Source organism: Synechococcus sp. MIT S9451 (assembly GCF_047304725.1).
In the GTDB taxonomy this organism is placed as follows: Bacteria; Cyanobacteriota; Cyanobacteriia; order PCC-6307; family Cyanobiaceae; genus Synechococcus_C.
This window is the reverse complement of record NZ_CP138971.1, coordinates 2,381,378-2,393,240: the sequence shown is the minus strand read 5'-3', so window position 1 is coordinate 2,393,240 and position 11,863 is coordinate 2,381,378. Positions and strand designations below refer to the sequence as shown.

Annotated in this window: 16 protein-coding genes; 8 read left to right on the top strand and 8 right to left on the bottom strand. The window is 59.4% G+C overall.

The window, feature by feature from the left end; all coding sequences use genetic code 11:
• Positions 1-109: 109 nt before the first annotated feature.
• The 3 genes from SIB72_RS12515 to SIB72_RS12505 form a co-directional block, all read right to left on the bottom strand.
• Positions 110-805, bottom strand: a complete 696-nt coding sequence (locus SIB72_RS12515) for an anti-sigma factor domain-containing protein (protein ID WP_413744072.1) — start codon at positions 803-805, stop codon at positions 110-112.
• 70 nt (positions 806-875) lie between these two features.
• A complete protein-coding gene (locus SIB72_RS12510) occupies positions 876-1,412 on the bottom strand; it encodes a sigma-70 family RNA polymerase sigma factor (RefSeq protein WP_413744071.1) in 537 nt (178 codons plus the stop codon).
• 564 nt (positions 1,413-1,976) lie between these two features.
• Positions 1,977-2,162, bottom strand: a complete 186-nt coding sequence (locus SIB72_RS12505; RefSeq protein WP_413744070.1) for a hypothetical protein — start codon at positions 2,160-2,162, stop codon at positions 1,977-1,979.
• A gap of 10 nt (positions 2,163-2,172) precedes the next feature.
• On the opposite strand from SIB72_RS12505, the gene SIB72_RS12500 reads away from it, so the two are divergent.
• Positions 2,173-2,337, top strand: a complete 165-nt coding sequence (locus tag SIB72_RS12500; RefSeq protein WP_413744069.1) for a hypothetical protein — start codon at positions 2,173-2,175, stop codon at positions 2,335-2,337.
• Between the two features lie 416 nt (positions 2,338-2,753).
• On the top strand, positions 2,754-3,008 hold the full coding sequence (locus SIB72_RS12495) for a DUF1651 domain-containing protein (RefSeq protein ID WP_371410857.1): 255 nt from the start codon (positions 2,754-2,756) through the stop codon (positions 3,006-3,008).
• Between the two features lie 97 nt (positions 3,009-3,105).
• Here the strand turns inward: SIB72_RS12495 and SIB72_RS12490 are convergent, their stop codons facing one another.
• Positions 3,106-3,336, bottom strand: coding sequence for a hypothetical protein (locus tag SIB72_RS12490; protein ID WP_413744068.1), 231 nt, complete (start codon positions 3,334-3,336; stop codon positions 3,106-3,108).
• 95 nt (positions 3,337-3,431) lie between these two features.
• Between SIB72_RS12490 and SIB72_RS12485 the strand changes: the two genes are divergently transcribed.
• The 3 genes from SIB72_RS12485 to SIB72_RS12475 are packed head-to-tail and all read left to right on the top strand — an operon-like array spanning position 3,432 to position 5,965.
• A complete protein-coding gene (locus SIB72_RS12485; RefSeq protein WP_413744067.1) occupies positions 3,432-4,460 on the top strand; it encodes a rhodanese-related sulfurtransferase in 1,029 nt (342 codons plus the stop codon).
• Complete coding sequence (locus SIB72_RS12480) at positions 4,457-5,449, top strand: DUF952 domain-containing protein (protein WP_413744066.1); 993 nt, start codon at positions 4,457-4,459, stop codon at positions 5,447-5,449. Before SIB72_RS12485 ends, SIB72_RS12480 begins: the two co-directional genes overlap by 4 nt.
• Positions 5,450-5,452: 3 nt before the next feature.
• Complete coding sequence (locus SIB72_RS12475) at positions 5,453-5,965, top strand: hypothetical protein (RefSeq protein WP_413744065.1); 513 nt, start codon at positions 5,453-5,455, stop codon at positions 5,963-5,965.
• A gap of 52 nt (positions 5,966-6,017) precedes the next feature.
• Here the strand turns inward: SIB72_RS12475 and lipA are convergent, their stop codons facing one another.
• Both lipA and recR read right to left on the bottom strand, forming a co-directional pair.
• Positions 6,018-6,953, bottom strand: coding sequence for a lipoyl synthase (gene lipA, locus SIB72_RS12470; protein ID WP_413744064.1), 936 nt, complete (start codon positions 6,951-6,953; stop codon positions 6,018-6,020).
• Positions 6,954-6,972: 19 nt separating this feature from the next.
• Positions 6,973-7,542 carry a recombination mediator RecR gene (gene recR, locus SIB72_RS12465; protein WP_244281534.1) on the bottom strand — a complete coding sequence of 190 codons (570 nt, stop codon included), beginning with the start codon at positions 7,540-7,542 and terminating at the stop codon, positions 6,973-6,975.
• 102 nt (positions 7,543-7,644) lie between these two features.
• Between recR and psbP the strand changes: the two genes are divergently transcribed.
• The 3 genes from psbP to SIB72_RS12450 are packed head-to-tail and all read left to right on the top strand — an operon-like array spanning position 7,645 to position 9,729.
• Positions 7,645-8,199 (top strand): photosystem II reaction center PsbP, encoded by a 555-nt coding sequence (psbP, locus tag SIB72_RS12460; protein WP_115119678.1) that lies wholly within the window; start codon positions 7,645-7,647, stop codon positions 8,197-8,199.
• 46 nt (positions 8,200-8,245) lie between these two features.
• Positions 8,246-9,559, top strand: a complete 1,314-nt coding sequence (locus SIB72_RS12455; protein WP_413744063.1) for an NHLP bacteriocin system secretion protein — start codon at positions 8,246-8,248, stop codon at positions 9,557-9,559.
• Complete coding sequence (locus tag SIB72_RS12450) at positions 9,559-9,729, top strand: hypothetical protein (RefSeq protein WP_413744062.1); 171 nt, start codon at positions 9,559-9,561, stop codon at positions 9,727-9,729. The genes SIB72_RS12455 and SIB72_RS12450 overlap by 1 nt, the downstream gene beginning before the upstream one ends.
• A 28-nt stretch (positions 9,730-9,757) precedes the next feature.
• Here the strand turns inward: SIB72_RS12450 and SIB72_RS12445 are convergent, their stop codons facing one another.
• Together SIB72_RS12445 and SIB72_RS12440 are read right to left on the bottom strand one after the other, a co-directional pair.
• Complete coding sequence (locus SIB72_RS12445; protein ID WP_115119674.1) at positions 9,758-10,927, bottom strand: FUSC family protein; 1,170 nt, start codon at positions 10,925-10,927, stop codon at positions 9,758-9,760.
• Entirely contained in the window at positions 10,924-11,862 is a 939-nt protein-coding gene (locus tag SIB72_RS12440; protein WP_413744061.1) for an FUSC family protein, read from the bottom strand. The genes SIB72_RS12445 and SIB72_RS12440 overlap by 4 nt, the downstream gene beginning before the upstream one ends.
• Between the last annotated feature and the right edge of the window lies 1 nt (position 11,863).

Sequence of the window (11,863 nt, the reverse complement as noted above, 5' to 3'; positions counted from 1 at the left end):
CCCTTATGGATTCACCTTGGTTTTTTGGGCTTGCCTCAAGTCGGCCTGGCCGCCAATGACTTTACCTAGGTTAATCTTCCGTGGAAGTAATTAACAATTGAGGCTGCTGTTAAACGCTGGTGAGCACTGGTTGTGCCGGCTCTTCAGCGGCTGAGCCCGCCTGAATCGGGTCAATGCTGATCACCAAGCGGAGTGCAGAGCCACTCGGTTCTCTTGGTACCCGAATCCGTGCATTCCCATCGGCGTCGGGTTGGAAGGTCATGCAGCCCTGCTGCCCCAATGGGGTTTCAGCCCAAAGTCTGTACGTCTTCCCCGCCGGCAGGGGTGCTAAGCCTTTCACCACCAGCAGGTTGGTGGCCTGCTCGGGTCGGATCGTCACCGTGGCCTGGGCCTCAGGCTCACTGGTGCTGGTCAGCAGGAACTCTTTGTTGCTTGAGCTGGCTGCTGTTGGTGTGCTCGGTACGACTGGAGGAGAGACGGCTGGAGCGGCCTCTTTTTGTGCCACCTGCAGCTCCAAACCACTGAATTGCCAGGCGATGAAGCTGCCCGCAACCGCAAAACTGGCTGCCAGCAGTGCCAGAAGGCGTTTAAACGGCTGGCTTGGAGTGGGTTGCAGCTGGCTCAAGCTCTGAAGCCGGCCTTCCAGTTGCGGGCTCAGTGCTGCTGGTGGCAGGTCTTGCAATTCAGCCAGCAGTTGGCTGATCTGATCTTGCTCATTGGCGCTCAGGTCCTGCACATCCGCGTCCCTCAGCCACTGCTGTAGCTGCTCCTGATCGTTTGAGTTGTCGCGATGGAGTGGGTTCACGAGCCTGCTTCCTCACAGGTTCTACCGGTAGAAGCAATCCAAAGATTCACTTCGCTCAAGCAGAACGTGCTCATGCTGCCTCCTGTTGCGACTCTTGGCGTTCGAGCATTTGCCGGATTGCGATCAGTCCACGCCGGGCGTTGGTTTTTACAGAGCCCAAGGGCATCGCCAGCTCTTCTGCAATTTGCTGCTGGGTTTTGCCGTGTAGATAGCACTGCTCAATAATCAAGCGCTGTTTGCTGCTGAGCTTGGCGAGGCAGAGCTGCAGCTTGGCGGCGCGATCGCTGGCTTGAACGTCTGATTCAGGTGATGGCGTTTCCTGTTTGAATTCGCCGCGCCAGCGCTCCAGGATCGAGCGGCGGTTCTTGGTCTGATTGAGCAGATTCAGCGCCATCGAGCGCGTCATCAGCAGCAGATAACTGCGCAGGCTGCCTTTGTCTTCCTTGTACTTGTTGCCACGCCACAGCCGTTCAAAGACATCGTGGGTGAGGTCTTCTGCCTTGGCTTGATCTTTTAAATAGGTCTTCGCGAGTCGCAGTACCGCCTCAGCATGCTCTTGATAGGACAGCTGCCGCAGTTTGATGACTTCGCTGGTTGGAGCTCCCATCGACCAGTGCTGCGCTTCTATGCGGTTGCTCAAGTATTAGCTTGCTTCCTAGCGCTGTGACAGTCGTTTGGTGGCCCAAGTTCTTTAAGCATCACCGGCGTTATCTCGTTGAGTCCACGCCTGTGTGCTGCTCACTTTCAAGTCGGTCGTGAAGCATGGTCAAGGCCTTGCTGGCACCTTCTTCACGAGCAAGATGATGGAGGTGTGGCCTGCGCGATTCGCTTGGCTCCTTCTGTAGCGCTCAGAGCATGCCTTGGGTGCGTTCTTTGGGGGGGCAAAGGCAGTGCTGAACTGCGCTGCAATCTGGCGGCATGTCTTGCGCAGACGATGAAGCCGGCTTGTGCATCAAGCGTCAAACGCCGGCTTTTGCCTCTGAGCAGGTTGCTTAGGCCGCGAGCAGCGTCTTCACCAGGACGCTGGCGCCAACCACACCACTTAAGGCCAACCACACCTTCCAGCTCCGCATTGGGCAGCGTGCTTCGCTGATCGTTTGTTGCTCCATCTCACCGCACGATCCATCTAATTTTCAAGATAGACAGGCCTGCGCAGGGCATCCACCCAGGCTCAAAAGCTGCCATTGCCGTTTAAGTGCAGCCCTCCAGCCACCATCACGTTCGCCCCCCACACTCCATGGGGTGATGAGGCTGCCCGCGATTCCGATGACGACACAGATGAGCTGACTGGCAGCTCATCTGCTGGTTTCTCCGAAGGCGCCAGCACCTCCCCAGTGCCGATGCGAAGGCTCCGCATGGCTGATCACATGCCTATGACCTCCCTAACCGAAGCCAGTGAAACGCATGTCGACGTGGCTATGCAGGCGATGCCCGCATCCACAAGTTCGATGAATCACACGGCCTGGAATCAGGAGCCTCAAGAGCAACCAATCTGGGCACAGAAGGAGTTCTTCATCGACCCCCTCGCCTGATTTCATCACCTGTCACTGGCAGCAACCTGCTCCAAAGGGGCAGGTTTTCTGATGCGATTCCATTGCCGCCCAGGTGTGATCACAACGGTGAATCGTCTCCAGCTCATCGACGGCTTTCGCAGCAGCACAGCCATGAGCAGGAATCCCAATACGTGCAGCGGGCTCTTCAATTAGCAAGGATGAGCCAGGCTTCATTTCGCGCCTGAGTGTGTCGGCTTTGGTCATGCGCGCCATGCCATTCGTTCATTGGCGTTAAAAACCCCGGCTGAGGCGGGACTTTTCGCATGAATCGAATGGTGTTGAAGGAAGTGGGTCACTGCCGATCAACGCCTCGCCGTTGATGTCTTTGTTCACGTCTATCTGCACAAAATCAGAACCACACCGCGACCGCTGATCCGTCGTTGCCATTGCTGGAGATGTACCACTCACCTGCAAGCTTGATGGAAGGTTGGCTCAGGCACCCACAGTTGAAAGACAATGCGCTCCGCTTCCATCGAGATCCGAAGAGCTGGAACGAAGACGCGATGGTTCTCGTGGATCACGGTAGGGAGATGCCCCATGGTGATCCGGCTTTGCTGAAGACACGCCAAAGCCTGAGATCTTCAGATGCGTTGATTCTCTACAAGCACCTGATGACGATGGGTTGGTCTGAGTCGGAGCCTGTCTGGTAGTGCGATTGACAGGCCTGACTTTTGCGCCATCAGAGACTCCTTGATGTGGCCATGGACTCCATGGCCTGGGCGGTCTCAACGCTGCCGGATGGAGGGATCACCCATTCGAGGGAGAAGGAGAGTGGTCAAAATCGCTTGGATGGAGGCGCGCTGATCGCCATGCCGGTGCAGTCGGACCCAACGTTTCAACGACGTCAGGTGTCTTGCTGAGGTCGTGGGTTCCGTCGTGCTCAATCAGTCGGTCCAGGGCAGCACCGCGGAGTCGCAGACTGGGGGGATGGATGGTCAGTTCCGGCAACGCCTGCAACCCAGCCGAAAGGGCTCGCATGTGTCTACTGCTGGCGTGAATGGTTTGCCGCCACGGCATTTCAGGCGTTCCCTTCCTGTGGCCTTTGGCATTGCTCCGGTCGCATCTCAGGCGGCATGACCAGTACAGAACCCCAAGCCAACAGCAGTGTTCAAGGTCGTGGTGACTCAGGCATCTCAGCCGAGCTTCTCGTCGCCGCCTTCTATGCCTTCACGCCTCTCTCGGAAGCAATGCGATCGCAGCTGCTTGCTGGTCTTCCCAACCTTGCGTCCAGCGGCGGGGTCCGAGGGTCTGTCCTGGTGGCGCTGGAAGGTGTGAATGGAACCATCAGTGGCCCTGAACAGGGTGTCGAGGCCGTGTTGGAGCATCTGCACCAACAGCTTTGCCTGGGTGACGATCATTACGCCCGTCTCGAGGTCAAGCGCAGTTGGTGTTCTCAGCAAGCATTCCGTCGCTTCAAGGCGCGAGGCAAGCGCGAGATCGTCACGATGGGTCGCCCGGAAGTCAGTCCGGCTAACAGCGTGGGGACCTACGTGGAGCCCGAGCAGTGGAATGCCCTGATTGATGATCCCGAAACGTTGGTGATCGACACCCGCAATCGCTACGAAGTGTCGATCGGTACGTTCACTGGTGCCGTCGATCCAGGTACAGACACGTTCCGGGAGTTCCCGGACTGGGCGGAGCGTGAGTTACGCCCCTTGATCGAGCAACAGGGGCCGAAGCGCATCGCCATGTTCTGCACCGGCGGCATCCGCTGTGAGAAGGCAAGCAGCTATCTGCAACAGCAGGGCTTTGGCGAAATTCACCATCTGCGCGGTGGCATCTTGAAGTACCTGGAAGAGATCCCCGAAGGGAGTAGTCGTTGGCACGGCGAGTGCTTTGTCTTTGACCAGCGGGTTGCCCTCAACCATCGCCTCCAGCCAGGGGTGCATCGCCTCTGTCATGCCTGCGGACTTCCGCTCACGCCGGAGGAAAGGAACCTGAAGAGCTACATCCCAGGGGTGCAGTGCGTCCATTGCATTGATCGCTTCACGGATGCGGATCGTCATCGCTTTGCTGAACGGCAACGTCAGTTTGATCAGGCCAAAGCCAATGCCAATGCAAATGCCAACACCAACGCAGACCAGCAGCGCCTCACACAATGAATTGGCCCGTTCTTTATAGCTTTAGGCGCTGCCCCTATGCGATGCGGGCTCGCTGGGCACTGCTCCATGCCGGGTTGCTGGTTGAGTGGCGTGAAGTCTCCCTGCAAAGCAAACCGGCGTGTCTGCTTGATGCATCGCCGAAAGGCACCGTGCCGGTGCTGATCACGCCGCAGGGCAGGGTGATTGATGAAAGCTTGGCGGTGATGCGCTGGGCGTTGCAGCAGGCCGATCCCTTTGATTGGCTTGGCGCTGGTCTTTCGACTCCGGAACGGGAGGCGATCGATGGGGTGATCGCGACGAACGACGGGCCGTTCAAACACCATCTCGATCGCTTCAAATACACCGATCGCTATCCCGGTGCCAGCCGCGAGCAGCACCAGCACCAAGGGCTGGCGATTCTTTTGGATTGGTCCGAGCGCATCGCTGGCGCCGGTTGGCTGGTGGGTGATCGCTGCAGCCTGGCCGATGCGGCTTTGTGGCCTTTTGTGCGCCAGTGGCGAATCGCCGATCCGAAGGGCTTTGAGCAACACCCCCAGCTTGATCCTTTGCGCTGCTGGCTTCAGGCGTTTTTGGATTCCCCCGCCTTCCCTCGACTGATGGAACGGAGCGATCCATGGCAGCCGAGTGATCGCCTCAAGCTGTTCCCTGCAGATGCCGCGGCGGTGCCAGTCGATCAACCTGTGTTTCATCTTGCCCTTGCCCCCGATTGGCAGCAGGCCGAGAGGCTTGGCGTCTATCGCGTGTCAACGCGAGGACTGATGCTTGAGCAGGTGGGCTTTCTTCATGCTTCCACGGCTGATCAGCTCGCCGCTACCTATCGGCGCTTTTACGCCGATGCTGGGGATGTGCTGCAGCTCACGATCGATCCGACCCGCATCCCCTATCCCCTGCGGGCCGATCCAGTCCCCAGTGGTGAGCAGTTTCCCCATCTCTACGGGCCTCTACCGGTGGCAGCGGTGACGGCGGTTTCCCCTTATCCATCCTGCTGAGTGATGGCTTTCCCCTCCCTGGAGCAACTTGAACAGCAGGCCCAGGCGCGGGCGTTGCTACTGCGCCTCCAGGTGGGTCGGCCGGTGGGGCTTTGGTCATTACGACTGGTTGTCGCCCAGTCCAGCGGCAATGGTCGCGCTCAGCTGCTGGGAGAAATGAAGGCCTGGGCCCACGGTGGTGCCAGGGGGCTCCAACTCGACACCATGCGGGTGCAGCCGCAGGCTCCAGCTGGAGTGGGGGCCTTGGTTTGGGCTGCCACCTTCGCGTGGGCACTGGAGTGCACACCCTGCCGAAAAGCTCGCTTGCTGGCGATTGAAGACGATGCCCGCCAGCACCGCCGTTTGGTCCGCTATTTCCAGGCTCTGGGTTTTACGCCAACCCGCAGGTTGGGAGGCTCTCCGTCTGATCTCCCCTTGCGGTTGATCTGGGGAGGGGCTGGCCAAATGATGGTGGGAGATTGTGACGAGGTCCTGACCAGGGCTCTCAGTCGCTGGGCTGCCTCCGAGTGCGGCTGAAAACCTCACGTCTGATCACTTTCTTCCTCGGGCAGGTGGCTTGTGGAGTGGTTCAGACAGGCGTTGCTGGTCGGTTTGAGGGTTCTGCGGCGTGGTAGCTGCTGCGCACCAGCGGTCCGCTACGCACATGACTGAAGCCGAGAGCTTGTGCTGTGTCTCCTAGGGCGTTGAATTCCTCGGGGTGCCAATAGCGCTGCACCGGTAGATGGGCCAGGGATGGTCTTAGATACTGGCCAATGGTGATCCGCTCACAGCCTGCATCCCGCAGAGCTTTCATCGCGTCTACCACTTCCGCTTCGGTTTCACCAAGGCCAAGCATGAGCCCGCTTTTGGTGGGAATGGTCGGTGCCAGTTCCCGAGCGGTGGAAAGGAGTCCGAGCGAGCGGCTGTAGGTGGCCCCGCGACGCACTTCCCCCTGCAACCGTTCAACCGTTTCCAAGTTGTGGTTGAAGCACACCGGTTCGGCTTCCAGCACGGTGCTCAGCCGTTTGCGCTGTGCTTGCAATCCGGCATTGAGATCCGAATGGCCACCCCAGAAATCCGGTGTGAGCACTTCGATCTGCACGAGCGGGTTGCGCTGGCGGATGGCTGCCATGGTGGTCGTGAACAACGTGGCCCCGTGGTCGGCGAGGTCGTCGCGGGCAACAGCGGTGAGCACGACGTAGCGAAGGCCCATGTCTTTCACCGCATCGGCGACCCTCTCCGCTTCGAGGGGGTCGAGGGGCATTGGGGCGCGACCCTTCTCCACTTGGCAGAAGGCACAACTGCGGGTGCAGATGGAGCCGCCTAGCAGGAACGTGGCGGTGCCGGCTGCATAGCACTCAGCCCGATTCGGGCATCGCCCTTCCTCGCAGATCGTGTGCAATCCGCCTGCTTTCACCAGACCCTGCACGGTCTCCAACTGGGAGACCGTGCCGATGGGTCGCCTGAGCCAATCCGGCAGACGTTCCTGAGGACGGATCTGGCTGTAGCGGCTGGGCTTGTTCATCGGTGAACTCATCCTCGACTTATTCAACGGCGCGTCGCCCTTCCAAGGCTCGGGACAGGGTGACATCGTCGGCATATTCCAGTTCGCTACCCACCGGTAAGCCGTAGGCGATCCGGCTCACCTCGGTAAAGGGTTTGAGCAACCTGGCCAAATAAAGGCTAGTGGTATCTCCCTCCACACTTGGAGTGAGCGCCAGGATCACTTCTTTGATGCTGTCTTGCCCGACCCTTTGCACCAGGCTGGTGATCTGGAGCATCTCTGGACCGATTCCGTCCATCGGCGAGATCAGTCCTCCGAGGACGTGGTACCTGCCGCTGTATTCACGGGTGCGTTCCAGAGCGAGAAGATCGCGGGAATCCGCGACCACGCAGATCAGTCCGTTGTTGCGTTCTGGGTTGCGGCAGATTTCACAGGTCGGTTCGGCGCTGAGGTGGAAGCAGGTCTGACACTGGCCCACCTGGCTGCGCGCGGCTAGCAGCGCCTCGGCAAAGCTCTGGATCTGTTCCTCCGGTTGGCGGAGCAGATGCAGGGCCAGCCGCTGCGCGGTTCGGGGGCCGATCCCCGGCAGCCGTTCAAATTGATCGATCAACCGGGCCAGCGGTCGGGTGAAGCCGCTCAGTGGTTTGCTGCAAGTGCCGGAAATCTAGGCAGGCCATCCAAGGCAGAATGTCTTCAGGTCCTGATTCTGTAGATGCCTTCGTTGCCGCACTCTTCGCTGCGTCTGCTGATGTCGCTGCTCTGCGTTGTGATGCTCACAGCCTGCAGCGGTACTGCAGCCGGGCTCAATTCCTTCCAAAGTCCAGATGGCCGCTACGCCTTTCTTTATCCAAGCGGCTGGACCCGGGTGGCAGTCAGTGGCGGGCCCCAGGTGGTATTCCATGACCTGATCAACAGTGATGAAACCGTGAGCCTTGTGGTCTCCGAGGTGGATGCCGATGATGAGCTCCAACAATTGGGCAGTGTCGTGGCTGTTGGTGAGCGGCTTCGCCGGGATGTGATCGCTCCGGCTGGCAGCGGCCGCGATGCAGAACTGGTCGAGGCTCGAGAGCGTGAAACGTCGGGCCACACGTTCTATGACCTTGAATACGCCGTCCATCTCCAGGATCGTGACCGCCATGAATTGGCCACGGTGGTGGTCGATCGTGGTCGCCTCTACACCTTGGCGGCAAGTACGAATGAGCTTCGTTGGCCCAAGGTGAAGGGTCTGTTTGAACGGGTGGTCAGTTCCTTCACCCTTTTGATCTGATTCTCCGCACAAGACAGGTCGATGGGAACACGTCAAGCTTGCGGCTATGAGGTCTCTCCCATCCATCCGTAGCCTGAGGCAGCGCTGGCATGATCTGAGCGATCACCAGCAGGTCGGTGTTTCGTTGGTGGGGGTCGCCGGCCTGTTCTGCGGCTGGTTGCTGTTTTGGCCTGTGCCGACCCAGGTGCAGGGCAAGGGGGTGCTGATTTATCCAGACAACGCCGGCATCCTCAATGCCCGTGCCGGTGGTCAGGTGTTGACCGTGGCCGTGAAGATTGGTGATCGGGTTCGCAAGGGTGAGGAGCTGATGCGCCTTTACCTGCCGGTACTGGAACGAGAGCTCGAACAGCAGAAGGGCAATCTCGCCCAGCTCCGTCGACAAAACAATGACCTGAATCAGCGTGATGCACTGCGTCTGTCGACGGCTCGTGCAGCTCTAGAGACCACCCTTGCCAAGCTCATCGATGATGAGAAGCGGTTGAGCCAGCTGCTGTCCACCTACAACGCCAAGGTCACCAATCTCAATTGGCTTGCTCGCCGTTCTGTGGTGGCACCACTCTCGGAAGCCGTGGTTTCTGCCGAGCAGGGGCTGACAGGCACAAGCGTTCAGCTGGATGACGTCAAGATTCAGCGCAAGCAGGCGATGACAGCCTTTCAGCAGATTGAGCTCGGAATTGAAACCGAGCAGTTGAACCGCAACTTCGCTATCGCGGATCTGGAGCGGCAGATTGCGGTCACCGAAGCCAAGATCGCTTACGACGGCACAGTCAGTGCTGGGCGTGACGGTGACGTTCTTGACCTCCAGGTGATTGCCGGCCAGACGATCAAGATTGGCGATCGCCTCGGCACCATTGGCCGTGGTGCGAACTCGGAACAACGGGAACCCAGTGACCTGATGGCCGTGGCCTACTTTGCACCTGCTGATGCCCGGCGTCTGCCTAGGGGGTTGCCTGTGGAGGTCGTACCGCTCTGGAATCAGCGAGGTCGTTTTGGTGGCATCGAAGGATCGGTCCGCTCTGTGCTCAGTCTGCCGGCAACGGCAGACGATATCTCCACGACGATCGGCAATCCGCAGCTGGCTGAGGAGCTCGTCAAGGATGGTCCCGTGATGCGGGCAGAGATCGACCTAGCCCGCGACCCTCGCTCCGATGATGGCTACCGCTGGACCCTGTCCCAGGGGAGTGGGGTCTTCCCAATTCGAGATGGTCTCACCATCGATACCTTCGCCTATGTCGAATGGCGATCGGCGATTACCTATATCTTGCCCGGAATGCGATCGCTCACGGGTGGCTATCGCACCCTACGCATTGACCGACTCTGGGATCTTCCCTTCCTACGTCAGCCCGGTACCTCTCCCTGATGACTCTGAGACCACTGTTGCGCCAGGAGCTCCCTTGGCTGATCTCCGAAGTTGTTTTGCTGGTGGTACTGATGAACGCCAACCCTCCGGAGCTGTGGTTCTGGCTTGTGGTGTTTCTGGTGATCTTCGCCTATCGGATCGAACGCTGGTGGACCTCGCGGCAGCGATGATCACAGAGGTCAGTGGTTGCCCTGCCCCTCAATGGTTTGGTGTTGACGTTGTCTGCTGAAGCTTTCTCCTGCTTGCATTCGATGATGCGTTGGTCATCGTTGCGATCCCCTCGCTGATCACGACAAGTTGTTCGATCAAGGTGCTCCGAACGATCAGTTGGCGCAGTCTGGAGCTGGGCAGATCTCCGTCCAGTGCCTTGCAGGTGCTGGTGAGTTGCTGGTTCAGTTGCTCCCCTTTTTGGTGCAGTGCCGTCACCGTCTTGTGTAGGCAAGCAGCCTTGAACGCGGTGTGGCCGGTTTGCGTCAGAGTGCTGAGATCACGAACCAGCATCGTGAGCAGCTGTTCCATCAACTGCAGGACCTCAGCTTCCCGGTGATGGAGTTGTCTTAGGGGTTCAGGACCGTGGATTGGTATGGGTAGGCACGCCATCCCGGACACCACGCTCACGGTTTGGGAGCACATCCAGTCGATCTGGCCCCAGAGCAGATAGAGGGGCTGTTGCTCTGGGTTGAGCCCGAGCTCCAGCAGGGCGTCTTGCCTCTTCAGACGGATGGCAGCCAGCTGATGCAAGAGGTGATTGCGTTGCGTCTCACGGCGGGGTGAGCGGTTGCTGCCTGGTCCCTCCTGATTCAGGCGTGACGCTTCCTCGCTCAATTCCTCTGCGATCGCCTGCATCAGTCGCCCCTGCTGGCGGTGTAGATCGGGAATCGCTTGGCTTGGCCAGATCCAGCGGCTGGCCCAGAGAGAGAGCGCGATGCCGAGGGCTGTCCATACCAATCGCAACGGGCCCCAGGTTGTTTCCGTGGCGCTATGGACCAACCAACCCATCACGATGATGTTGCCGGCCACTTTGTACCCCACCTCAAGGCCGAGCATCCCCCCCAGCAGCCGCGTGCTGCCAAGGGCCATCCCGATCGCCAGAGCTAGGGGAAGGGCCAGGCTCTTGGAAAAAATGATCAGAAGTAGGACGCCCATCAACGATCCAAGCAGGCGTTGCACTCCCAGCTTCAGGGCGTTGCCGTAGCTGCTTGATAACACCGTCGCCGTGGTCATCGGCAGGTAGTAGCCGTAGGGAATCGGACTGAGTAGACCGAACCCCGCTGCTAGGCCTGTCACGACGGCCAGCCGCAGGTCACTGCGCAGTAACCAGGGTCTTTGATTGGGGCGACGTCTGCTCTGCGTGGTTGCGTTCCTCACGTCACCGCAGCCTCAATCCGTTCCTGGCTGCGCAGCAACCAGCGCAGCCGTGTGACCTCCTCCTCTAATGCGATTCGTAGCGGTGTCTGAGAATGGTCTGTTCCGCCAAGGTGTAGTCGGCTCCAGCCTTGGGCTTGGTGGTGATCAAGCTGTTGACTCAGTTCAGGCATGGCATGGTCATGGTGGCGGTAGAGCCGTTCCAATAGACGCTCCACCAGCAACCAACGCGGCTGCAGTGTGCTCCAGAGCAACACGCGTTGCCGCCAGCGTTGACGTTCCAGTCTGGAATGGCGATGGGGTTCGAGGCTTGTCTCTACCGCGACGAGGCGCTCCATTTCCAACAGGTTGCGCGTCACGGGTTCGGCATTCACCGCTGGTACTGACCCGCCCTTTGCGAGGGCTTGTTGGTGGAGCGCGAGGCGCTGGTGCAGTATCTGCTTCTGCAGTTCATTCAGTTCCGCCAGGCGCGCCAGTCTGTTCTTCGGCCAGAGCAGCCGTCCCATGATCAGGGCCACCACGATTCCGATCAGGGTGTCGACGCTGCGGTTGAACACATACCCCCAGTTGAGCAGCGAATACCCGGGTATTCCAAGGAACATGATGGTGATAACGGCTGCGGTCGAAAGACCGCTGCTCCAGCCAAGGCGCCGCAGTAGAGGGATGCTGATCAGCAGGCTGACGAGGATGCCGATCCAGCCAGACAGGATGGTGTGCACGATGAAGGTGACCAAGCCACCTGTGATCGTGCCGAGTATCCGCCCGCGGGCAGCGCGGAACGTGTTCTCATCCTGATCGTCGACCACAAAGATCACCGCCATCAGGGGATACCACAGGTAGGTGATGCGTTCGAAGTGCTGGGCGATCGCACAGGTGATCAGAACGCTCAGCCCTAGGCGCAGGCTTTGTCGCACCAGGTTGCTCTTCACCGATGCCATT